Below are 23434 nucleotides of genomic sequence, written 5' to 3' on the forward strand. Positions count from 1 at the left end.
GTTCTCGGAATTGATAATGGAATCAGTTGCGCCAGTTTGCCCATTCGTCGGCATTGAAGCCGACGGAGATCTCGCCGTCACGGTCGACGACCGGGCGTTTAATGATGGACGGATTTTCCAGCATGATGTCGTGGGCGCTTTGGGCGCTAATGGTATCACGAACCTCGTCGGGAAGTTTGCGCCAGGTGGTGCCGCGCCGGTTCAGCAGGGTTTCCCAGCCAACGGCCTGTTCCCATTGTGAGAGCCGATCACTATCCAGGCCGTCTTTCTTGAAGTCGTGGAACTCATGCCCGATGCCGTTTTCATCCAGCCACTTGCGGGCTTTTTTCACGGTGTCGCAATTCTTGATGCCGTAGAGCTTCATGCCTTGTTTGCCTTTACGAATTCAACAATCCGGTGCGCGGCTTCCACGCACTCGTCCAGCGGAGCCACCAGGGCCATCCGCACGCGGTTTTCGCCCGGGTTGTGGCCGTTGACCGTTCGGGAGAGGTAGCGGCCGGGCAGTACATGAACGTTCTGCTGCGCTGACAGCTCACGGGCGAAGGTTTCGTCGTCCAGAGGCGTCTCTGGCCACAGGTAAAAGCCTGCGTCCGGAAAGTCCACCGCCATAACTTCTCGAAGAATCGGCACCACGGCCTCGAACTTGGCCCGATAGGCAGCGCGGTTCTCCCGCACATGGTCCTCGTCGTTCCAGGCGGCAATGCTCGCCAACTGGTTATGAATGGGCATGGCACAGCCATGGTAGGTGCGGTATTTGAGGTAGCCGTCGAGAATCCGGGCGTCGCCGGCGATAAAGCCGCTGCGCAATCCAGGCAGGTTGCTGCGCTTAGACAGGCTGTGGAAGACCACGCAGCGCGCGTAGTCGTCCCGGCCCAGAGCGGCACAGGTCTGTAGCAGGCCCTCAGGAGGGTTGCCTTCATCCGGGTAGAGTTCCGAATAGCACTCGTCGGATGCGACAATGAAATCGTGCCGGTCGGCCAGTTCAATCACCTTTGCCAGGGTTTCCCTGGGAATCACGGTGCCACTGGGGTTGCCGGGAGAGCAGAGAAACAGCACCTGGCAATCACGCCATGTACTTTCCGGCACATCATCGAAGTCCGGTATGAAGCCGTTGGAGCCGTCGCATGGCAGGTACACCGGGTCTGCCCCGGCCAGGAAAGCCGCGCCCTCGTACACCTGGTAGAAGGGGTTGGGACTGACCACCTTCGCCGGTTTGCTGCTATCGACCACCGCCTGTACCAGGGAGAAAATCGCTTCCCGTGTACCATTGACCGGTACGATGTGGCGGGCCGCGCTCAGGCTGCCCGGAGCGAGGTTGAACCGCCGGGTTGCCCAGGCGCTGATGGCCTCGCGCAGCTCGTCGGTACCTCGCGTGGTGGGGTAGTTGGCAAGCTTGTCGAGGTTGTTGGCAAGCACGTTCTTGACGAATTCCGGCGACGGGTGCTTCGGTTCGCCAATACCCAGGGAAATCGGCCGGAGGTGCGTGGGCACGGTAATGCCGGCTTTCAGCTTGGCCAGTTTCTCGAACGGGTAGGGCTGAAGTCTGTCCAGGTTCGGATTCATTGAATGTCGTCCAGCATTTTACAGAGATCTTGCTGCAGGTTGTGGCACACCGCGGGGTCCCTGAGTGGCTCGCCGTGTTCGTCGGTTACGAAGAACACGTCTTCCACTCGCTCCCCGAGGGTCGCAATCTTGGCGTTGGTAAGGCGAACCCGGTGCTCCAGCAGCACCTGGCCGATACGGGCCAGCAGGCCCGGCCGGTCCGGCGTAATGACTTCCATCACCGTGCGCTGGTTGATGGTGTCGTTGGAGAAGGTCACCTCCGTCGGAAAGGCAAAATGTTTCAACTGCCGGGGCGTGCGACGATGGATGATGTCCGGATAGTCCTCCGGGTCGTCCAGCTCTTCGATCAGGCGCAGGCGCACGCGCTCTTTGCGGGCCGGGTCGATGCCCAGGGGCTGGCCTTTCTCGTCCAGAACCACGTAGGAGCTGATGGAGTAGGGCCCTTCGCTGGAGCTGATCCGGGCATCAACGATGTTCAGGTTCAACTGCTCCAGCACCGCGGTGGTGGCGGCAAACAGGGCCACCCGGTCCTTCATATAGATGATGATCTGAGAGTAGCCGTCGGTGGGGCCGCCCCGGGTGTCGCGGATCAGCACCAATGGGTCCGGGTTGTCGCCATGGCGGATGATTGCCGCGGTCTGCCAGGCGATATCGACGGTGGAGTCCTGGAGGAAGTAGTCCTCGTCGACGGTGTCCCAGATGGCGTCGATCTGCTCGTCCGACATGTTCTGGGCATGGAGGATTTCCCGCGCTTCGGACTGGGTCGCCCGCACCCACTCCTGCCGGTCGATGGGCGTCTCGGTGCCACGGCGCAGGGCGCGCTTGGTCTCGATGTAGAGCTGTCGCAACAACGAGGCACGCCAGGTATTCCAGAGCTTGGGGTTAGTGGCGCTGATGTCGCAGACGGTCAGCACGTAGAGGTAATCCAGGTGCGCCTGGCTGGGCACCGCCCGGGCAAAGCCGTGAATGATGTCCGGGTCGGAGATGTCCTTGCGCTGGGCGGTCATCGACATCAGCAGGTGGTTTTCTACGAGCCAGGAGATCAACTGGGTGTCCCGTTCGCTCAGGTGGTGCCGCGCGCAAAAGGCCTCGGCGTCAATGGCGCCGAGTTCCGAGTGGTCTCCGCCCCGGCCCTTGGCCACGTCGTGGTAGATGCCGGCGATGTACAGGGTTTCCAGTTTCGGTAACCGGTGGATCAGGCGCGAGGCGAGCGGGTACTCGGTGCGGGCCTCGGCGCTCCCCAGGCGGACCATGTTGCGAATCACCCGCATGGTGTGGGCATCCACGGTGTAGATGTGGAACAGGTCGTGCTGCATCTGGCCGATGATCTGGCCGAACTCCGGCAGGTACCGGCCCAGCACGTTGTATTTCTTCATGGCCGACAGGGTCTGGTCTAGCGCATGCGGGGTGCGCAGCAGCTCCATGAACAGCGTGGTGACGGCCAGGTCCGACCGGAAGGCGTCGTCAATCAGATGGCGGTGAGCCCGGAGCGAGCGGATGGTGGTGGCGCGAATGCCCTTGATCTCCGGGTGCTGGGCCATCAGCACGAAGATTTCCATAATGGCGTAGGGCGCGTAGGCGAACACCTGGTTGTTCACCGCCTCAATGTAGTAGTTGCGGATCTGGAACCGTTTGTTGATGGGCTGGATGGCGTCCTCGGACGAACTGCCGAGGATGGCTTCGTCGTAGTACTGCAGGATCACATCGGCCAGCTCGGCCAGTGCCAGTACCGTTCGGTAATAGGACTGCATCATCAGCTCGACGCCCAGGCGCTTGCCTTCATCCTTGTAGCCGAGCATCTGGGCCAGGGCACGCTGGTGGTCAAACAGCAGCCGGTTCTCGTTGCGATCCGCCAGTAGTTGGAGGCCAAACCGTAACTGCCAGAGGAAGGTTTCACCCTGGAACAGAATCTGGTGTTCCTCTTCGGTCAGGATGCTGAACCGGGTCAGGTCGGCGATGTTCTGCAGGCCAAAGTGGCGCTTGGTGATCCAGCCAATGGTCTGTATGTCGCGCAGGGCGCCGGGAGAACCCTTAACATTGGGCTCAAGGTTGTACTCTGTGTCGCCGTATTTCTCGTGGCGCTCCTTCTGTTCTTCCCGCTTGGCAATGAAGTAGTCGCGGTCGGTGCTGACATTGTCGGAATAGACTTGCTCGCTTAACTCACTGCGCAGCTCATCCGGGCCAGCAATGGTGCGTGTTTCCAGCAGATTGGTGAGGATGGTAACGTCTTCCCTGGCCGCAGCCTTGCTTTCCTTAATGCTGCGAACACTGTGCCCGATATCCAGTCGCAGATCCCAGAGCAGGGTTACGAAGGCGCCGAGGTCTTCCTGCCAGGCTTCGTCGATGCCGTTGCGGGTAAGAATCAGCAGGTCAATGTCCGAGTGGGGGTGCAGTTCTCCCCGGCCATAGCCACCGACGGCAATCAGGGCGATGTCGGAGGATTGGGCAAAGGGGTAGCGGTTCCAGATCAGCCGAAGCACGGTGTCGACGGTGTCGGCCCGGGAGTGGACAAGGGCACGGACATCCGCACCCTGCCGGAACGCCTCGGCATCCGCATTGTATCTCTCCTTTAATAGCTCACGTGCCGCCTTTACCGGAGAGGGGTCGTTACTGATGCGGGATTCCAGCTCGCTCAGGTCCACTTAGAAGGATTCTTCCGTTCGCTTGGTCAGAACCTCGTGGCCGTCTGCGGTCACAAGGATGGTGTGCTCCCACTGTGCTGAAAGCTTGTGGTCCTTGGTTACCACTGTCCAGCCGTCGGGTAGCAGTTTGGTCTGGTACTTGCCCTGGTTGATCATCGGCTCGATGGTGAAGGTCATGCCTTCCTTCAGCTCCATGCCGGTGCCGGGTTTGCCGTAATGCATCACCTGGGGCTCCTCGTGGAAGACAGCGCCAATACCATGGCCGCAGTAGTCCCTCACAACCGAATAACGATGCTTTTCGGCGTGCTGCTGAATGACGTGGCCAATATCGCCCAGTCGTGTGCCCGGCTTCACCAGTTCGATGCCCTTGTAAAGACACTCCTGCGTGATCTGGATCAGGCGCTCGGTGCCTGGCTTGGGCTTGCCGACAATCCACATCTTGCTGGTGTCGCCGTGGTAACCATCCTTTATTACGGTGACGTCGATGTTCAGGATGTCTCCGTCCTTCAGAATTTTCTTCTCGGACGGGATGCCGTGACAGATGACGTGATTCACCGAGGTGCAGATGGATTTTGGAAACCCTTTGTAGTTCAGCGGCGCCGGAATCGCTTTCTGTTCGTTGACTATATAGTCGTGGCAGATCCGGTCCAGTTCTTCGGTAGAAACGCCCGGCTTCACATGCTCGCCGATCATTTCAAGAACGTCGGCCGCCAGACGACCTGCAACGCGCATCTTTTCGATTTCTTCCGGAGTCTTGATCGATACCTGCATTGGGTTTCCCGTCGATGTGTGTCAAACCGGCATTTTAAGGGGCCTGCTGCCCGGGTACAAGGAAGCGGACGCGCAAAAATAATGGCGTCCGATGGGCCGATTATGGTATAAACGCGCCCGCTGGAAACGAATCCGGCAAATTCACACACGTGTCGACACGTTATCCCAGGGTGCCTGCTTCTGGTTTCAAGGAGTCAGGTTGGGATGATCGGACACGTGGAGGACTAACCCGAAGCTAAAGAAGGTAACTATCATGGCTCAGGTAAATATGCGTGACCTGCTGAAGGCAGGTGCTCACTTCGGTCACCAGACCCGCTACTGGAACCCGAAAATGTCGAAGTTCATCTTCGGCGCCCGTAACAAGATTCATATCATCAACCTCGAGCAGACTGTTCCTGCCATGAACGACGCGCTGAAGTTCGTTCAGCAGCTGGCAGAGAACAAGAACAAGATCATGTTCGTTGGCACCAAGCGTGCCGCCGCCAAGATCATCAAGGAAGAAGCTGAGCGTGCTGGCCAGCCGTACGTGAACCACCGCTGGTTGGGTGGCATGCTGACCAACTACAAGACCATTCGTCAGTCCATCCGTCGCTACCGTGACCTGGAAACTCAGAGCCAGGACGGTACCTTCGACAAGCTGACCAAGAAAGAAGCCCTGGACCGCACCCGTGAAATGGACCGCCTTGAGCGCTCTATCGGCGGTATCAAGGACATGGGTGGCCTGCCCGACGCCATGTTTGTGATCGACGTGGATCACGAGCGCATCGCCATCAAGGAAGCCAACAAGCTGGGCATTCCGGTGATCGGTGTTGTCGATACCAACAGTGATCCCGACGGCGTGGACTACATCATTCCGGGCAACGACGACGCCATCCGTGCGATCCAGATTTACGTGAAAGCCGTTGCTGATACCTGCATCGAAGCAGCCCAGTCTGCCGGTGCCGGTGCTGACGAGTTTGTTGAAGTCAGCGAAGACGCTGAGGGCGCTGCTCCGGCCGCTGAGTAACGCTTTACCTTCACGTTGAAGATCTGAGGTGCGCTCGCGGTGGTTGCGGGCGCTCCTTCCCACCGAATTCGGAACAGTTGAGAGGATTGAACATGGCTGCAATTACCGCTGCAATGGTCAAAGAGCTGCGTGAGCGTACCGGCCTTGGCATGATGGAGTGCAAGAAGGCGCTCGTAGAAGCCGAGGGCAGTGTTGACGCGGCAATCGAAGAGCTGCGCAAGTCTTCTGGTCTGAAGGCCGCCAAGAAAGCTGGCCGTACTGCCGCTGAAGGCGCTTCACTGATCAAGATCTCCGACGACAACACCGTGGCCTACATTCTGGAAGTGAATTCCGAGACCGACTTTGTTGCTCGTGACGACAACTTCCTGAACTTCGCCAATGAAGTGCTGGACGTTGCTTTCAGCAAGGGCGAAACCGACGTTGCCAAACTGATGGATGGTGATCTGGAAGGCAAGCGCGAGGCGCTGGTACAGAAGATCGGCGAGAACATCACCGTACGTCGCATCGTCAAGGTTGAAGGTCCGGTTGTTGGTGGCTATGTGCACAGCAACAACAAGATCGCTTCCGTTGTGGCTCTGACCGCTGGCGATCCTGAGGTGGCTCGTGACATCGCCATGCACGCTGCGGCTGTTAACCCGCGTGTTGGCAAGCCGGAAGATATGCCGGCTGAAGAGCTCGAGAAAGAGAAAGAAGTCATCAAGGCCCAGCCGGATATGGAAGGCAAGCCTGCCGAGATCGTCGAGAAGATGATGGGCGGCCGCATCAAGAAGTTCCTCAAGGAGAACAGCCTTGTTGAACAGCCTTTCGTTAAAAACCCGGACCAGACCGTGGGCGAGCTGATCAAGTCCAACGGCGGTGAGCTGGTTGGGTTTGTTCGCCTGGAAGTGGGTGAAGGCATCGAGAAGGAAGAGGTGGACTTCGCTGCCGAGGTTGCTGCTGCAGCTGGCACAGGCAAGGCCTGATCCTTCGTTCTGGCGCAGCGGGTCTTCGGGCTTGCTGCGTCACCTGAGTCTGCCACGTTAGCCGGGTGTTCCGGCTCTCGTGGCGGGCTTGTATCTGAGATACCCCTTTTTGGGAGGAGTATGTCAGATACAAGCCTGCAACGGATACCACGCCGGAGCGCAGCCAACAGACGACAAGGGGATCATCATGCCGACTTCATCGAAAACCCAGCCCAGATACAAGCGTGTTCTACTCAAGCTCAGTGGCGAGGCCCTGATGGGGGAACACGATTTCGGTATTGATCCCAAAGTTCTCGACCGCATGGCCCTTGAAATCGGCGCGCTGATCGGCATCGGTGTGCAGGTTGGCCTGGTTATCGGTGGCGGTAACCTGTTCCGCGGTGCGGCCCTGAACGCCGCCGGCATGGACCGGGTGACCGGCGACCACATGGGCATGTTGGCAACGGTCATGAATGGTCTTGCCATGCGCGATGCCCTGGAGCGCTCCAACATCCGTACCCGTGTAATGTCGGCCATTCCCATGAGCGGGATTGTTGAGCACTATGACCGCAGGCGCGCCGTTCGTGACCTCAAGGACGGCGATGTCGTGATTTTCTGTGCCGGTACCGGCAACCCGTTCTTCACCACGGATTCCGCGGCCTGCCTGCGGGGTATCGAGATCGAGGCGGACGCAGTACTGAAGGCCACCAAGGTGGATGGCGTATACTCAGCCGATCCGCATCTGGACACCAGTGCCGAGAAATACGATTACCTTACCTACGATGAGGTGCTGGACAAGAAGCTCGGGGTGATGGATCTGACCGCTATCTGCCTGGCTCGGGATCATGGCATGCCCCTGCGGGTATTCGATATGAACCGCCCGGGCGCTCTGACCCGCATCGTAACCGGCGAAAAAGAAGGTACACTGATTGAATAAAACGGCTGTCCGATGCAGCAGCCTGATCAGCGAATGAACTGACGAACGAATCGAGGATGATGAAGTGATTGACGACATCAAAGCAGAAGCCGAGAAAAAGATGAAGAAGAGCCTGGACGCTCTGCATTCGGCATTCAACAAGATCCGGACCGGCCGCGCGCATCCGTCCATCCTGGACAGCGTCATGGTGAATTACTACGGCCAGGAAACACCGCTCAAGCAGGTGGCCAGTGTTAACATCGAGGACAATCGTACCCTCACGGTATCGCCGTGGGAGAAGAACCTCGTGCCCACCATTGAGAAAGCGATCATGATGTCTGATCTGGGGCTCAATCCGGCCACCAGCGGTGACATCATCCGCGTGCCGATGCCCATGCTGACGGAAGAAACCCGCCGTGAAATGGTCAAGCAGGCCAAGGCGGATGCCGAGCACGGTCGGGTCTCTATCCGTAACGCCCGTCGTGATGCCAACAGCATGATCAAGGAACTGCTGAAGGAAAAGGAAATCACCGAGGACGACGAGCGCAAGGGTGAGGATGAGATCCAGAAGCTCACTGACCGCTACATCGCGGAAGTGGACAAAATGCTCAAGGCCAAAGAAGAGGACCTGATGGCGGTCTGACCCGCCGGGTTCACTTGCAAGCGAACTGATTGGCCGGGAGGGCAAGCTGTCCCGGCCGCACAGGGGATTTCATGACGGGAACGGTATCCGCAGAGTTTCCGGTGTCGGCAGACAGTCGGCCCCGGCATGTGGCCATAATCATGGATGGTAACAATCGCTGGGCCAAGGCCCGCCGATTGAAGGGTGTAGCAGGCCACAAGGCCGGCGTGGATGCTGTCCGGGCGGTTGTGGAAACCTGTGCCCGTGCAGGCGTTGAAGTGCTGACCCTGTTCGCTTTCTCCAGCGAGAACTGGCGCCGGCCGAAGGACGAGGTCTCGGCGCTGATGAGATTGTTCCTGCTGGCGCTGGAGCGCGAAGTTCGCAAGCTCCACCGCAATAACATCTGTCTTCGTATCATCGGTGACCGTTCGGCCTTCAGTCCCACGCTTCAGGAGCATATGGCGGCGGCAGAAGAACTGACCCGCAACAACACTCAGATGACGCTGGTCATCGCCGCCAACTACGGCGGACATTGGGACATCAGCCAGGCCACGCGCCAGATAGCCGAGAAGGTTCGGGCAGGGCAGATCGAGCCTTCCGATATCACCGACGACCTGATTCAGCAACACGTCAGTATCGGCGATCTTCCGGTACCTGACCTGATGATCCGCACCGCTGGTGAACAGCGCATCAGCAATTTCCTGCTTTGGCACCTCGCCTATACGGAACTGTACTTTTCACCGGTCTATTGGCCAGACTTCCAGCATGAGGAAATGCGCAAGGCGCTGGAGGCATACGCCGGTCGGCAGCGCCGTTTTGGCCAGACGGACGATCAGATCGCCGCCAAGGCTCTACAACAATAACGAACGATAGCGACTTTACTCGTGTTAAAAACCCGAATTATCACTGCACTGGTCCTCGCCCCGATCGCAATTGGCGGGATTTTTTTCCTTCCGCCTCTGGGCTTCGCATTGTTCACGGGTGCCATCATCACCGTTGGCGCCTGGGAGTGGGCGAACATGGCAGGCGTGGGCAGTGGCGCCGGCCGGGTAGTCTACGCCCTGATAACGGCGGCAATCCTGTTCGCCCTGCTGAACGTTCCTTTTGAAGTCGTGCTCTGGCTGGCGCTGGTGTGGTGGCTGGTGTGTTTCCTTCTTGTGCGCAGCTATCCGGCCGGCTCTGAGCGATGGGGCAGTCTGCCGGTCAGGGCGGCCATGGGACTGCTGGTGCTTGTGCCGGCCTGGGTCGGGCTCAACCATATGCGCACCGGTGGCTTTCAGTTCGGTGACAGCAGTAGCAACTTGCTGCTGATCCTGTACGTGTTCTGCGTGGTCTGGGTAGCCGACATCGGCGCCTATTTTGCGGGCCGGGCTTTTGGCAAGGCCAAACTGGCGCCCCGGGTAAGCCCCGGTAAGTCCTGGGCCGGCGTCTGGGGTGGGCTTCTTGCAGTTGGCCTGTTTGCTCTGTTGATCGGTTTCCTCGCCTCCGCCGGACTCTCCGAGATTTTCTTGCTGGTGATTGCAAGTCTTGCGACCGGTCTGGTGTCGGTCCTTGGGGATCTGTTTGAAAGCATGCTCAAGCGCTATCGCGGGATCAAGGACAGCAGCCAGTTGCTGCCCGGCCATGGCGGGATCATGGATCGAATTGACAGCCTGACGGCCGCTATTCCGGTGTTTGCGCTCATCGTGACCAAACTGGGTTGGCTGTCAGCCGGGCAGTGGTGACTATGGTCGTTCGCCGAATCAGTCTTCTGGGGGCCACGGGCTCCATCGGACTCAGCACGCTGGATGTCGTTCGTCGCCATCCGGAGCGCTTTACCGTCCATGCGCTCACTGCGAACACCCGTGCCGACGAAATGGCGGTGTTGTGTCGGGAGTTTCGCCCGCAGGTAGCCGTCATGGCCTGTCCCGAGGCTGCGAAAACCCTGGCCGCTCTGCTCGCCGACGTGCCTGACATTCAGGTGCTGGGCGGTGAGGAGAGTCTGTGTGAAGTTGCGTCGGCCCCGGAAGCCGACACCGTGATGGCTGCGATCGTCGGTGCTGCCGGCCTGTCTCCCACGCTGGCGGCGGTACGGGCGGGCAAGCGGGTGCTGCTGGCCAATAAAGAAGCCCTGGTAATGTCGGGCAAGCTGTTTATGGATGCGGTGGCCGCCTCCGGCGCCGAACTTCTGCCCATTGATTCCGAACACAACGCCATTTTCCAGTGCATGCCGGCGGACAAGGTGAGGGATCCGGAGGGTGCTGGTATTACCCGGATCCTTCTGACCGCCTCGGGCGGACCCTTTCGCGAGTTCAGCGCCGAGCGGTTGCGGTCGGTTACTCCGGCCCAGGCCTGTGCGCATCCCAACTGGTCCATGGGGCAGAAAATCTCCGTGGACTCGGCCACGCTGATGAACAAGGGTCTTGAGTTGATCGAGGCCTGCTGGCTGTTCAATACCACACCCCGCAACGTAGAGGTTCACGTTCACCCCGAAAGTATCATTCATTCGATGGTGGAGTATGCCGACGGTTCGGTGTTGGCCCAGATGGGGAGTCCGGACATGAGAACGCCGATTGCCAACGGCCTGGCCTGGCCCGAACGCATTGACGCAGGCGTGGCGCCTCTGGATTTGTTTGCCATTGGGCGGTTCCATTTCGAGCGGCCAGATCTGGTGCGTTTCCCCTGCCTGCGGCTGGCGGCCGAGGCCTTCGAGGCGGGCGGTACCGCACCGGCGGTGCTGAACGCTGCCAATGAGGTGGCGGTTGCCGCGTTTTTGGCAGGCGACCTGTGTTTTGCGGATATCCCCGTTATCATAGAGCGAACACTGGCAGCGATTGCCGTCGAGCCGGCCAACAGTTTTGACATCATCTTTGCCAGGGACGCCGAGGCGCGTATCCGTGCCCGGGAACAGATAGGGTTGTTAACTGTCTGAGAGTCGCAGCATAAAAGCGCGCTGCAGAAGCCATCAATCGGAAAGATTATGCAGATTATCGAAACCGTTCTTGCGCTTGCGCTGACCCTGGGCATCCTGGTGACCTTGCACGAATTCGGTCACTTCTGGGTGGCCCGGCGGTGTGGGGTGAAGGTATTGCGCTTCTCCGTTGGATTCGGCAAGCCCATGTTTTCCTGGTACGACCGGCATGGCACCGAGTTTGCGGTTGCGGCCATTCCGCTCGGTGGTTATGTCAAGATGCTGGATGAGCGCGAAGGTCCTGTTCCGGAGGAGCTCCGCGACCAGGCCTTCACCTCCAAGACTCCGGGGCAGCGCATTGCTATCGCGGCGGCGGGCCCTGTGGCCAATTTCCTGTTTGCCATCGCGGCCTATTGGTTGCTGGGCGTGGTTGGCGTTACCCACGTTGCTCCCATTGTTGGCGAGGTTGCTGATGGCAGCGTTGCCCAGCGCATCGGGTTGCAGGAGGGCATGGAAATCCACTCCGTGGACGGACATCGGGTGTCCTCCTGGCGCGATGTGAATATGCGTATTCTCGAGCGCACGGGCGAACATGGGCAGATCGCCCTCAGCGTATCCGACGATGGCGCTCGTGGAACCGTGAGTGGGCCACTGGATGGATGGCGACTGAGTGAAGACACGCCCAATCCGCTGGCGGAGTTCGGCATTACTCCCTGGCGTCCGGCGATTCCACCGGTGCTCGGCCAGATTTCCGATGACGGCAGGGCCCAGGCGGCCGGCCTGAAGACAGGAGACCGAGTGCTGGCGGTGGAAGGCGAGCCCGTCAGTAGCTGGTTTGATCTGGTGGAGCGCGTTCGCAATGCCCCGGGGCAGACGCTGCAGATCACCGTGGATCGAGGCGGTTCGGAGCGGGTGTTCCAGGTGACGCCGGAAGCCCGAACTGAAGAGGGAGGCGAGACAATCGGCTTTATTGGCGCAGGCGTCGAGGCGGTAACCTGGCCCGAGGACGTGCTGCGGGACGTCAGCTATGGTCCGATTGCGGCCTTGCCGGTTGCCCTGAGTGAGACCTGGGCCGACACGCGGCTCACTCTGGTGGCCATCCAGAAAATGATCACCGGGCTGCTTTCACCCAACAACCTCAGTGGGCCGATCACCATTGCCCGGGTAGCCGAGGCCAGCGTCAGTTCCGGGTTTGAGGACTTCGTGCGGTTTCTGGCCTACCTGAGTGTGAGTCTGGGAATTCTCAATCTGCTGCCGGTGCCAGTGCTTGATGGTGGTCACATCGTGTACTACTCCATTGAGGCGCTCCGTGGGAAGCCGCTGTCCGAGCAGGCCCAGGCGTTCGGATTACGAATCGGTATGGCAATGATCCTCACATTAATGGTGTTTGCTCTTTACAACGACCTGATGCGGTTGTGAGAATTGCGAGCTCCTTACGCGCATTAACCAGGCGAAATATTTGAATGAGACGTTCTCTTCTAGGTGTAGCCGTCGGCCTCGCTGCGGCAGTGTCCGTTCCGATGTCGGCCATGGCCGATCAGTTCACCGTTTCGGATATTGAAGTTGAAGGTTTGCAGAGGGTTTCTGCAGGCACGGTATTTTCCGCATTCCCGGTGAACATTGGCGAACAGCTGGATGAAACCGAGCTGGCCGATGCCATAAAGGCCCTGTTCAGAACAGGGCTTTTTACCGATATAGAGGCGAGTCGGGATGCGGGCGTTCTCATATTGACGGTGCGCGAGCGGCCCTCTATCAGCGATATCGAAATCGAGGGCAACAAGAATATCGAAACCGAAATGCTCATGGATGCGCTGGCCGGCGCCGGACTGCAGGAAGGCCAGGTATTCAGGCGCGCCACCCTGGAACGCCTGGAACTGGAAATTCTGCGCTCCTACATCGCCCAGGGCCGCTATAACGCCAGAGTGAAGGCGACGGCTGAGGAGCTGCCCCGTAACCGTGTTGCAATCCGTCTTGAGATTAATGAAGGCTCCGTGGCCGCCATTCATCACATCAACCTGATCGGCAACCGGGACTTCACCGACGAGGAACTGAAGGGGCTATTCGAGCTTGAGACCACCAGCTGGTGGAACTCGATCACCAACTCCGACAAATACGCCCGTGAACGTCTGAGCGGCGATCTGGAATCGCTGCGTTCCTTCTATCTGGATCGCGGGTATCTGGATTTCAACGTCGAGTCCAGCCAGGTGTCCATTTCCCCGGACAAGCAGAAGGTGTTTATCGCCATAGCCCTCAACGAGGGGCCGCAGTACACCATTTCCGAGATCCGGCTCAGGGGCGAACTGATTGTCGGCGAGGAAGAACTGCGATCCCTGATTCCGGTGGAGGAGGGCGATGTGTTCTCCCGCTCCCGCATGACCGCGATTTCCGAGGCGTTGGCCTTCCGGCTTGGTCGCGAGGGCTATGCGTTTGCCAATGTCAACGCGGTACCGGAGCCGGGTGAGAACAACACTGCGGCGGTTACTTTCTTTGTAGAGCCCGGCAAGCGCGCCTATGTGCGCCGTATCAACTTCGAGGGCAACGTTTCCACCCGAGATGATGTTCTCCGTCAGGAAATGACCCAGATGGAAGGGGGTGTGGCTTCCTCGGACCGGATTGAATTCTCCAAGACCAAACTCGAGCGCCTGGGCTTTTTCCAGACTGTCAACGTCGATACGGTCCCTGTGCCGGGTACGGATGATCTGGTGGATGTGAACTATTCCGTGGAAGAGCAGCCGACCGGCAGTCTCTCCGCCTCCGTGGGCTTTTCCCAGGATTCCGGCGTCATCCTCGGGGCCAACGTGTCGGAAAACAACTTCTTCGGCACCGGCAAACGGGTCTCCTTTGGGGTGAATGTCAGCGACTCGGTCAAGAGTGCCAACATTTCCTATCTCGACCCCTACTACACGGTGGATGGTGTGAGCCGTGGCTTCAGCCTTTTTGCCCGGGAAACCGACTATGAGGAAGAGGATATTTCCTCCTTCCTGCTCGACGAATACGGTGGCCGGGTAACTTTCGGCTATCCGATAGACAGCATTACCCGGTTGAACTTTGGTGCGGGTGTTACCCAGTCCAATATCAAGGAAGGCCTGTTCACCTCACAGGAGGTAACCGAGTTCATCGATGAGGAAGGTGACTCTTTCACCAACTATTTCCTGTTCGGAAGCTGGCGTCGCAGTACCCTGAACCGCGGGGTTCTTCCCACCGACGGCTACAGTCATTCACTGTCGCTGGATGTGGCGGTGCCGGGCAGCGACCTTACGTTCTACAAGGCCACTCACAAGACCGATTTCTATTTCCCGATTACGGATAACAACCGCTGGGTTTTCCGGGCACGGTCGGAAATCGGCTATGGCGACGGTTATGGTGATCGCACCCAGATGCCGTTCTACGAGCACTTTTACACTGGCGGCTACGGATCTGTTCGTGGCTATGAGGCCAACTCGCTGGGCCTGAGGGCGACCAATAGCCCCAACGACCTTTCTGATCCGGACCCCTTCGGTGGTAACCTGCTCACCGAGGGTGGCCTGGAGCTGATCTTCCCGACACCGTTTGCGGGTGACACTCGGTCCATGAGGACGTCGTTCTTCCTGGATGCCGGTCAGGTCTTTGATACCGCCCGTGGTTTCGATCCTGAACTCGGTGAGATCCGGACGGCGGCCGGTGTTGGTTTCCAGTGGATTACCGCAGTTGGCCCACTGGCCTTCAGTCTGGCGTACCCGCTGAACGACAAGGCGGGCGACGATACCCAGGTGTTCCAGTTCTCGCTGGGCCAGACCTTCTAAAGCATGGATAATAACAACCTACGGATGAAAACCAGGAGAAAACCAATGTCCCGATTCCTTTTGATCATCACTGCAGCGGTTATGGCGATGGCGTCGCCGGCCATGGCAGAGACCCGGATCGGAGTTGTCGATCTGCGCCAGGCGCTTTTTTCCTCCAACGACGCCAAGGCCTTCAGTGAAACGCTTCAGAAAGACTTCGCCGGGGATGAAGCTCGTGTGCGTGAAGCCCAGGAAGCCGCGCGCAAACTGCAGGAGCGCCTGGAGAAAGACGGTGCCATGATGAATGAAAGTGAGCGTAACAAGCTGGCCAGCGAGTTCCAGGAAAAGGTCAAGGAATTCAACTTCCTGAAGCAACGCCTCGACTCGACTGTCAACCAGCGCAAGCAGGCATTCCTGGAGCAGGCCCGGCCCGAGGTAGACGCCGCTGTAAAGGAGCTGCTCGAAGAGAACGATCTGGACCTGATCCTGCCCAGCGAAGCGGTGGTTTACGTGAAGCCGGAAATGAATCTGACCTCCCAGCTTCTGGACAAACTGAACCGTTGATCCTGACGCCCAGAGGGTCGACAGGAATGTGGCTGGAGAGTGCATGATGAAAGATCGGACGTATCGCCTGGGAGATGTCGCCAGCGCCCTCGGTGCGGAGCTTCGGGGCGATCCCGACATCCGGGTTTCGGGTCTGGCCACGCTGCAAGCTGCAGGCCCCGGACAGATCAGCTTTCTGGCCAACCCTTCCTACGGCAAGTACCTGTCTGAGACCCGTGCTTCTGCGGTGATCATTTCACCTGCCTCTGCCGAGGATGTTCCCACCAATGTTCTGTTACTGGATAACCCGTACCTTGGGTATGCTCGGCTGAGTCACTGGTTCGACCCGGCTCCCGTGGCATCTGCCGGCATCCACCCGACGGCCGTGATTGACCCAACAGCCACCATCGCCGACGACGCGAGCATTGGCCCTCATGTGGTCGTGGAAGCTGAGGCAAGCATCGGTGAGAAAGTCGTGGTGGGCGCGGGCACCGTGGTGGGCGCCCGAACCCGCATCGGTGCAGGTAGCGTAATTCGGCCGCGCGTTACCCTGGCCCATGATGTAGTCGTTGGCCAACGTTGTCATATCCTCAGCGGCGCGGTGATTGGCTCCGACGGGTTCGGGTTTGCCAACGAAAAAGGCGCGTGGCAGAGAATTGCCCAGCTGGGCAGGGTGGTGTTGGGTAACGATGTCGAAGTTGGCGCCAACACTACAATTGACCGTGGCGCCCTGGATGACACCGTGATCGGAGATGGGGTCAAGCTCGACAACCTCATCCAGGTGGCCCACAACGTACGCATCGGTGACCACAGCGCCATGGCGGCGATGGTGGGCATTGCCGGTAGTACCCGCATCGGGCGCCACTGTGTCTTCGGTGGGGCGTCGGGCGTTGCCGGGCACCTTGAGATTGCAGACCACGTGCACCTGACCGGCATGACCCTGGTGACTGGCGATATTCGCGAACCAGGCGTGTACTCTTCCGGCACCAGTGCCGATACCAACCGTCAATGGCGAAAGAATGCCGTTCGTTTCCGCCAGCTGGACGTGCTGGCGCGCCGTGTGAAAGAACTGGAAAAGAAAATTAAGGGCTGAGGCCGATCAACATGATGAAGATTGACGAAATTCTGGAGTACCTCCCGCATCGATATCCGTTCCTTCTGGTGGACAGGGTAACGGAGGTCGAAAAAGGCGTGTCGATCAAGGGGTACAAGAATATTTCGTTCAACGAGCCGTTCTTCCAGGGCCATTTTCCAAACAACCCCATCATGCCCGGCGTGCTGATCATTGAGGCGATGGCCCAGCTTTCAGGGATTCTCGGGTTTGTGACGGTCGGCCGGAAACCCTCGGACGGCGTGGTACAATACCTGGCTGGTTCAACCAAGGCGCGCTTCAAGCGCCCGGTGCTGCCCGGTGACCGGCTCTGTATGGAGTCGGAATTCATTTCCGGGAAACGAGGCATCTACAAATTCGATTGTCGCGCGCTGGTCGACGGAGAAGTCGTCTGCGTGGCAGAGATTCTTACCGCTGAGAGAGAAGTTTGATGGCGACAAATGACTGGTCGGGTGTCCATCCTCAGGCAATTGTGGACCCGTCAGCCAAACTGGGAAGCAACGTTACCGTTGGTCCCTGGAGTTATATTGGCCCGGACGTGGAAATTGGCGATGGTACCGAAATCCTCTCCCATGTGGTGATCAAGGGGCCGACGGTCATTGGCAGGAACAACCGGATTTTCCAGTTTTCCAGCGTTGGTGAAGAGTGTCAGGACAAGAAATACGCCGGCGAACCAACCACGCTGGTGATCGGAGATAATAACGTAATCCGCGAAAACTGCACGATTCACCGTGGCACTGTGCAGGACCGGGGTGAAACCCGCATCGGCAGCGGCAATCTTCTTATGGCTTACGTGCATGTCGCCCACGACTGCATTGTGGGCGATAACACCATTCTGGCGAACTGTGCCACCCTGGCTGGCCATGTGTCTGTCGGTGACTATGCCATCCTTGGTGGTGGCACCATGGTGCACCAGTTCTGTCATATTGGTCCCCACAGCATGGCGGCCGGTGGCAGCATCGTACTCAAGGATATCCCCGCCTATGTCATGGCCAGTGGCCAGTCGGCGCAGCCCCATGGCATGAATGTGGAGGGACTGAAGCGCCGTGGCTTCGGCCCGGAAGTGCTGCTGGCGTTGCGCCGGGCCTACAAGGTTATCTACCGTCAGGGGCTGACCACCGAACAGGCCGTCGAGGAACTTGAGAAGTCCTTTGCCGATGTTGCAGAAATTCGACCCCTTGTCGACTCATTGCGCGGAGCGCATCGCGGCATCATCCGCTAACCCGGCGGGAGCCCGTTGGTGACACAACCGACTCAAGCAACTATTAGCCAGAGTAAGCTGACGTTTGGCATGATTGCCGGTGAGGCATCGGGGGATATCCTCGGTGCCGGCCTGATCCGGTCTCTCCGTAAGCGTTTTCCCAACGCCCGTTTTGTCGGCATAGGGGGCGACGAGATGGTGGCCGAGGGCTTCCATTCCCTGGTGCCAATGGAGCGGCTTTCGGTGATGGGGCTGGTGGAGGTGCTCGGTCGCATCAGGGAGCTGTTCAGCATTCGTGCCCGGTTGCTGGACTATTTTTTTGCCACGCCACCTGACGTCGTCATCGGCATCGATTCCCCGGATTTCACGCTTGCCATAGAGCGGCGCTGTCGCGAGGCCGGCATTCTCTCTGTCCACTATGTGAGCCCGTCGGTATGGGCCTGGCGGCAGAAGCGGATTTTCAAGATTGCGAAATCCGTGAATCTGATGTTGACCCTGTTTCCGTTCGAAGCCCGATTCTACGAGGAGCACAAGGTGCCTGTGGCGTTTGTGGGGCATCCGCTCGCTGACCGGATTCCCATGGAGCCGGACACACTGGCAATGAGAGCCTCCTTGGGCATGAATCCCGGGGCGCCGGTTCTGGCGGTGTTGCCTGGCAGTCGCGCCGGTGAGGTGGAGCGGCTGGGCACCCTGTTTCTGGAGGCGGCCCGCTGGATTCAGGAAAAGCGGCCAGACCTGCAGCTGGTGATTCCCTGTGTGAACCGGGAACGTGAGAAGCAGGTGCGGGCCCTGGTGGACGCACTCGCTGTCAAGTTGCCTGTCATCATCGTACGGGGCCGCTCACGGGATGTGATGGCCGCCTCTGATGTGGTGCTGCTTGCCTCCGGTACTGCTACCCTTGAAGCCATGCTGCTGAAAAAGCCCATGGTGGTGGGCTACCGATTGAGCGGCCTCAGCTATGCCCTGGTCTCGCGGTTGGTGAAAGTGCCCCATGTCGCTTTGCCCAATTTGCTTGCCAGGCAGCCGCTGGTGCCGGAATTGCTCCAGGATGCCGCCAGCCCGGAAAGTCTTGGCGCCGCCGTACTCGAGCGGCTTGAGAACACGGAAGAGCGAGCGCGGCTGAAAGAGGCGTTTACCGAGTTACACCAGACACTCCGGCAGGATGCCGATGAAAAGGCGGCCGCGGCCATCTCCGATCTGCTTGAGAGGAACGGGCGATAATGGCCAGGGTCCCGTTGCCTCCGTTCGAATGTCGTTATACCGGATCCTTGCTGGCGGGTGTGGATGAAGTCGGTCGGGGCCCGTTGATCGGTGCTGTCGTTACCGCCGCCGTAATTCTGGATCCGGACAGACCCATTGCCGGTTTGGCCGATTCCAAGAAACTGAGTGAAAAGCGCCGAAACGCCCTGTATGAGCAGATTCTCGATCAGGCCCTGGCCTGGAGTATTGGCCGATGCGAGGCCCGGGAAATTGATGAGCTGAATATCTACCAGGCTACCATGCTTGCCATGGAGCGAGCGGTGTGTGGCCTGGCGATTCCACCAGAGTACGTTCTGGTGGACGGGAATCGCTGCCCCAAATGGCACTGGCCGTCGGAGCCGGTGATCAAGGGGGACAGCCGTGTTGAAGCCATCAGCGCGGCCTCCATTCTGGCGAAGGTAACCCGTGACCGTGAGATGGAGGCTCTGGAAGAGCGGTTCCCGGGATTCGGGCTGGCCCAGCACAAAGGTTACCCCACTCCTGTCCACCTGGAGGCCCTGCGCCGCCTTGGCGCGACACCGGAACACCGTCGGTCCTTCCGCCCGGTTCAGGAGGTAAGTCAGCAGGTGGGTGCCTTCAGTGGTGGCCCAGCGATTGAGTCCGAGCCTGTTTTCAGGACCGACCTTTTCGAAGATATCGATTGACAGCCTCCAGTCTAATCCTTAATATACGCGCACGTTGATCGGGGGTGTCCCGGCAACAACCAGTTTTGATGCGGGGTGGAGCAGTCTGGTAGCTCATCGGGCTCCCAATTCCGCAAAAGCCGAAGGGAGTCTCGACCTTCGGTTTATGAGCCCGGCCTTTTGCCGGAATCAGCGATAAGCAGAGATGCAAAGTTTGATGCGGGGTGGAGCAGTCTGGTAGCTCGTCGGGCTCATAACCCGAAGGTCGTTGGTTCGAATCCAGCCCCCGCTACCATTTATGAAATAAAGCCCGCTCAAGCGGGCTTTATTTGTTTTCAGACATCGCCTTCCGATGCAATCTCAACGTCCAGTGCGCCCGTAAAACTTCCGTATGATGTCGAGCGCCCCGTTCTGCCCTTTGCGGGCAAAAATTTGCCCAATAATTCAGGCACTTCCCCTTCTTTCTTACCGATTCCTGACGAGAAATTGACAATTTCGTAACTTGGGAAATGACGGGCTTCACATAGATAATCCGGTCTGTTTTGTAAAATTTTTAAAATTCGACGACATTTTGGTTCCAAATCCATATGAAGCGCGTCATTAAAATGTCAAAGGCATGGATTGCCGCGTGTATAGTAGGGATCGTTTTAACCGGCTGCGGTGGCGGAGGCTCCGGCGGCGGGGGGCAGGGGGCCGCGACTCTGAGCTGGACAGCGCCGCTGACCCGGGTGAATGGCGAGAGCATTCCAATGGGCGAGCTGGACAAGTATGTCATTCGCTACGGTCAGGATGCGGATGACTTGACCAAGCAAGTGGTGGTCGAAAATGCGGCGGCCGAGGCTGACATGTCCTACCGGATCGGCGGCCTTGCCACTGGAACCTGGTACTTCACCATTCAGGTGCAGGACATTAATGGTCTTATCAGCGCCCCGTCCGACGTCGTCAGCAAATCGATCAGTTCATGATTCAAGGCCGGCTGAAGGTCGGCTTGCCTTACTGAAGAGGGTTTGCGATCGGCAGTTTCAACGTAAACGCCGATCCATGCCCCGGGCTCGATGCCACCGAAATCTCTCCCCGATGCTTTTCAACCACCGTTTTCACGAACGACAGGCCCAGGCCGGTGCCGTGAATGCCGGCGAGCTCAGTGCGCTTCTGGCGTCGGTACCGATCAAACAGGTGCGGTAGCTCGTCTGGATCTATGCCGCTGCCCTCGTCGGCGATGGTCAGGCAGGCCTGGTGGCCGGCCCGGAATACCTGAATGCTCACGGTAGACGCTTCCGGGCTGTACTGGATGGCGTTAGTCAGCAGGTTAATGACAGCTCTCTCCAGCAGTTCGGCGTTACCCTTCAGCCAGAGATCTTCGGAGCCATGGAGCTGGATCTGGATCTGCTTCTCAACGCCCTGTTCACTGACGCTATCGCGAGCGTTTTCCACGATGGACAGAAACTCGCATTCATAAAAACGGGTTTCGGTTAATTGTTCGGCACGGGCCAACTGAACAAACTCCTCGGCCAGATGATAGCTTCGCCGCGCCAGTCGACCCAACTGGTCCAGCTGTTCCTGATCAATGTGGCTCGGATCACGCTTCAGTTGTTCGATCAGCGCAAGCTGAGATACCAGGGGTGAGCGCACATCATGGGAGATAAAGTCGATCGCCTCCCGGTGCTGTCGCTGCTGCTCCCGGAGTTCCGAGATGTCGGAGATGTTGGCAATGATGCCTTGCTGATCACCATCCGGCAGGGAGAAGGGCGCAAAATGAATGAGAAAGTCCTTGTGGCGAATTTTCAGGTCCACTGTGCGGCTCTGCTGGAGGGTCAGGGTGTCGGATACGGTTTCATGCCAGGGCGGTGTCTCCCTGGGGTCGTGGCCCTCCAGCAGTTTCACCAGCGGCAGGCCACCGAGGCTCGGCATCGGCTCCTGGAACCATTCCTCAATGTGGCCATTGGCGAAACGAATGACGCCCAGCTCGTCGGTCACGATAATGCCATCCGGCATTCGCTCGAAGCTGCGGCGAATGAACTCCTGCATGTGATTGAGTCGCTCGGTGGCGAGACGAACCCGCTCGATCCGGGCTGAGATGTTTTCCCTTGGCCTGGACGCGTGCGATGTCAGTGCCGGATCCTCAAGGCGCAGCCTGCGAAGGTAGCGTTGGATAGCCTCACGACCAAGATCGTTCGCCAATAACAGGCCCAGTTGGTAGCGCGTGCCACCCCGTAACAGCTGGATCCAGCTGCGGTTGCTGTCGTGGTGCCAGTAGCCTGGTGTCAGATCAGCCGGGATGTCAGCCGGGACCAGCCCCTTGGCTGCGAGCAGGTCGTTCTCTTCCATGAGCAGCCAACCTTCCGGTCTCAGCAGAGCCCGGAAATGCTCCAGGAGTTGGGTCGGGTGGCGCCCGGCTGGTGCAGGGAGGGAGACCTGGGGGCTTCTCGCAAGATCATCGAGCTGCCGGTTCAGAAAGCGGTTGGTCATGGCCAGTCGTAGGCCACTGGAAACGGGCAGGGCCAGCAGGGGAACCAGCAGTGCGTTGGCTACCGGAAGCCACCAGCCCAGCCTGAACAGGCCGAACAGAAACAGACCGAGGAGCAGAAGCGCCGCCGCGCCGCAGGCGAGTAGGGTGCGTGCCGGCCGCATCCTGGGCAATACCGCTGCCAACACCAGGATGGTCAGGGCTGTAAGCAGGGCGGCGGCCCAGGGTGGAGCCGTGCGGATCAGCAGTCCCAGTTGATGGGCAGAGAACACATTGGCGTGAAACTCGACCCCTGACATGGGCCGGCTCAACCCGGAGAACGGGGTGGGCAGAATGTCACCGAAGCCGGCGGCGGTGGCACCGACGAACACCGTTTTACCCCGGAAGAGTTCCGGTGCCGGTGCCTGGTTGAGAACTTCCGAATAGGAATAGGCGGGAATGGAGCCCGCGCCTCCGGCAAGGGGAACGGCTCGATATCCGGATCGGACGTTCACATAGGCAGGCGCATCCACCGTTGATGCCTGGTCCGGCTCGGCGCCGGTCACCGCCAGAGAAAGGCTGGGCCAAAGCTTCTGACCCATTCCGTTGTACAGATACAGGCCGCGGGCCACGCCGTCACTGTCCAGCTCCACATGAGCGTGGCCCAGGCCGGCAGCAGCACCGGCGAGCGGGTCTACAGGCAGTTGTTCCTGCAGGAGATAATGGGAGGTCGGCGGCGACAGGTAAACCGGAAGGAAGACATTGCCGTGCCGCCTCATCGCCTTTGCCAGTAATGCGTCGTCGGGGGAGGGCTCGGAAAACAGGATATCGAACACGATGGTCTTGGCGCCGGCCTGATGGAGTTTCGAGACCAGCTCCGCATGCAGGTTCCTCGGCCAGGGCCAGCGCCCAAGATGACCCAGACTTCGCTCGTCAATGGTTACCAGCACCACGTCGTCTGAGACTCGGGGAGGGGCAGAGGTTATGGCCTGGTCATAAAGCCAGAAGTCCAGGCGTTGCGGCAGGGCGCTGATCTGAACCAGCAGCACAAGCATCAGCAGGATCAGGCCCAGGGTCCAGGGAGTTGTTCGTATTGGCAGCCAATCCCGGTTCATGAGTCCTGCTGTGTGTTTCGGTC

The 23434-nt window shown here is 59.1% G+C and carries 22 protein-coding genes and 1 tRNA gene; 17 read left to right on the forward strand and 6 right to left on the reverse strand.

The window, feature by feature from the left end; all coding sequences use genetic code 11:
• Positions 1-22: 22 nt before the first annotated feature.
• Genes BM344_RS15580 through map form a run of 4 tightly spaced genes read right to left on the reverse strand, consistent with a single transcriptional unit; the run spans position 23 to position 4976 of the window.
• Entirely contained in the window at positions 23-364 is a 342-nt protein-coding gene (locus BM344_RS15580) for an ArsC family reductase (RefSeq protein WP_091992113.1), read from the reverse strand.
• A complete protein-coding gene (gene dapC / locus BM344_RS15585; RefSeq protein ID WP_091992114.1) occupies positions 361-1563 on the reverse strand; it encodes a succinyldiaminopimelate transaminase in 1203 nt (400 codons plus the stop codon). Before dapC ends, BM344_RS15580 begins: the two co-directional genes overlap by 4 nt.
• Positions 1560-4205, reverse strand: coding sequence for a [protein-PII] uridylyltransferase (locus BM344_RS15590; RefSeq protein WP_091992115.1), 2646 nt, complete (start codon positions 4203-4205; stop codon positions 1560-1562). Before BM344_RS15590 ends, dapC begins: the two co-directional genes overlap by 4 nt.
• The gene (map, locus tag BM344_RS15595; protein ID WP_091992116.1) at positions 4206-4976 is read right to left on the reverse strand and encodes a type I methionyl aminopeptidase; all 771 of its coding nucleotides are present in this window, start codon (positions 4974-4976) and stop codon (positions 4206-4208) included.
• A 253-nt stretch (positions 4977-5229) separates the two neighbouring features.
• On the opposite strand from map, the gene rpsB reads away from it, so the two are divergent.
• The 16 genes from rpsB to BM344_RS15675 all read left to right on the forward strand — a co-directional run bounded on the left by rpsB (position 5230) and on the right by BM344_RS15675 (position 20145).
• Complete coding sequence (gene rpsB, locus BM344_RS15600; protein WP_091992117.1) at positions 5230-5982, forward strand: 30S ribosomal protein S2; 753 nt, start codon at positions 5230-5232, stop codon at positions 5980-5982.
• 92 nt (positions 5983-6074) lie between these two features.
• The gene (gene tsf, locus BM344_RS15605) at positions 6075-6944 is read left to right on the forward strand and encodes a translation elongation factor Ts (protein ID WP_091992118.1); all 870 of its coding nucleotides are present in this window, start codon (positions 6075-6077) and stop codon (positions 6942-6944) included.
• A 187-nt stretch (positions 6945-7131) separates the two neighbouring features.
• On the forward strand, positions 7132-7860 hold the full coding sequence (gene pyrH, locus BM344_RS15610; protein WP_091992119.1) for a UMP kinase: 729 nt from the start codon (positions 7132-7134) through the stop codon (positions 7858-7860).
• Positions 7861-7924: 64 nt separating this feature from the next.
• A complete protein-coding gene (frr, locus tag BM344_RS15615) occupies positions 7925-8482 on the forward strand; it encodes a ribosome recycling factor (protein WP_091992120.1) in 558 nt (185 codons plus the stop codon).
• Positions 8483-8553: 71 nt separating this feature from the next.
• Positions 8554-9324: a polyprenyl diphosphate synthase gene (gene uppS / locus BM344_RS15620; RefSeq protein ID WP_091992121.1), complete on the forward strand. Its 771-nt coding sequence runs from the start codon at positions 8554-8556 to the stop codon at positions 9322-9324.
• Between the two features lie 21 nt (positions 9325-9345).
• Positions 9346-10185 (forward strand): phosphatidate cytidylyltransferase, encoded by an 840-nt coding sequence (locus BM344_RS15625; RefSeq protein ID WP_091992122.1) that lies wholly within the window; start codon positions 9346-9348, stop codon positions 10183-10185.
• 2 nt (positions 10186-10187) lie between these two features.
• The gene (ispC, locus tag BM344_RS15630) at positions 10188-11372 is read left to right on the forward strand and encodes a 1-deoxy-D-xylulose-5-phosphate reductoisomerase (RefSeq protein WP_091992123.1); all 1185 of its coding nucleotides are present in this window, start codon (positions 10188-10190) and stop codon (positions 11370-11372) included.
• Positions 11373-11420: 48 nt separating this feature from the next.
• The gene (rseP, locus tag BM344_RS15635; protein WP_091992124.1) at positions 11421-12770 is read left to right on the forward strand and encodes an RIP metalloprotease RseP; all 1350 of its coding nucleotides are present in this window, start codon (positions 11421-11423) and stop codon (positions 12768-12770) included.
• A 44-nt stretch (positions 12771-12814) separates the two neighbouring features.
• Positions 12815-15133 (forward strand): outer membrane protein assembly factor BamA, encoded by a 2319-nt coding sequence (gene bamA, locus BM344_RS15640; protein WP_091992125.1) that lies wholly within the window; start codon positions 12815-12817, stop codon positions 15131-15133.
• A 45-nt stretch (positions 15134-15178) separates the two neighbouring features.
• A complete protein-coding gene (locus tag BM344_RS15645) occupies positions 15179-15676 on the forward strand; it encodes an OmpH family outer membrane protein (RefSeq protein WP_091992126.1) in 498 nt (165 codons plus the stop codon).
• 46 nt (positions 15677-15722) lie between these two features.
• Complete coding sequence (gene lpxD, locus BM344_RS15650) at positions 15723-16748, forward strand: UDP-3-O-(3-hydroxymyristoyl)glucosamine N-acyltransferase (RefSeq protein WP_091992179.1); 1026 nt, start codon at positions 15723-15725, stop codon at positions 16746-16748.
• An 11-nt stretch (positions 16749-16759) separates the two neighbouring features.
• Positions 16760-17197 (forward strand): 3-hydroxyacyl-ACP dehydratase FabZ, encoded by a 438-nt coding sequence (gene fabZ / locus BM344_RS15655; RefSeq protein ID WP_091992127.1) that lies wholly within the window; start codon positions 16760-16762, stop codon positions 17195-17197.
• Positions 17197-17988, forward strand: coding sequence for an acyl-ACP--UDP-N-acetylglucosamine O-acyltransferase (lpxA, locus tag BM344_RS15660; protein WP_091992128.1), 792 nt, complete (start codon positions 17197-17199; stop codon positions 17986-17988). The genes fabZ and lpxA overlap by 1 nt, the downstream gene beginning before the upstream one ends.
• 18 nt (positions 17989-18006) lie before the next feature.
• Positions 18007-19188 carry a lipid-A-disaccharide synthase gene (gene lpxB, locus BM344_RS15665; RefSeq protein WP_091992129.1) on the forward strand — a complete coding sequence of 394 codons (1182 nt, stop codon included), beginning with the start codon at positions 18007-18009 and terminating at the stop codon, positions 19186-19188.
• On the forward strand, positions 19188-19871 hold the full coding sequence (rnhB, locus tag BM344_RS15670) for a ribonuclease HII (RefSeq protein WP_091992130.1): 684 nt from the start codon (positions 19188-19190) through the stop codon (positions 19869-19871). The genes lpxB and rnhB overlap by 1 nt, the downstream gene beginning before the upstream one ends.
• A gap of 197 nt (positions 19872-20068) precedes the next feature.
• Positions 20069-20145: transfer RNA gene (locus BM344_RS15675), tRNA-Met, on the forward strand.
• A 40-nt stretch (positions 20146-20185) separates the two neighbouring features.
• On the opposite strand, the gene BM344_RS17520 is transcribed toward BM344_RS15675, so the two are convergent.
• Positions 20186-20437: a hypothetical protein gene (locus BM344_RS17520; RefSeq protein WP_139229653.1), complete on the reverse strand. Its 252-nt coding sequence runs from the start codon at positions 20435-20437 to the stop codon at positions 20186-20188.
• Between BM344_RS17520 and BM344_RS17680 the strand changes: the two genes are divergently transcribed.
• The gene (locus BM344_RS17680) at positions 20438-20815 is read left to right on the forward strand and encodes a fibronectin type III domain-containing protein (protein WP_228143660.1); all 378 of its coding nucleotides are present in this window, start codon (positions 20438-20440) and stop codon (positions 20813-20815) included.
• A 28-nt stretch (positions 20816-20843) separates the two neighbouring features.
• On the opposite strand, the gene BM344_RS15685 is transcribed toward BM344_RS17680, so the two are convergent.
• On the reverse strand, positions 20844-23411 hold the full coding sequence (locus BM344_RS15685; protein WP_091992132.1) for a CHASE2 domain-containing protein: 2568 nt from the start codon (positions 23409-23411) through the stop codon (positions 20844-20846).
• Positions 23412-23434: the final 23 nt, after the last annotated feature.

The organism is Marinobacter gudaonensis, assembly GCF_900115175.1.
Classification (GTDB): Bacteria; Pseudomonadota; Gammaproteobacteria; order Pseudomonadales; family Oleiphilaceae; genus Marinobacter; species Marinobacter gudaonensis.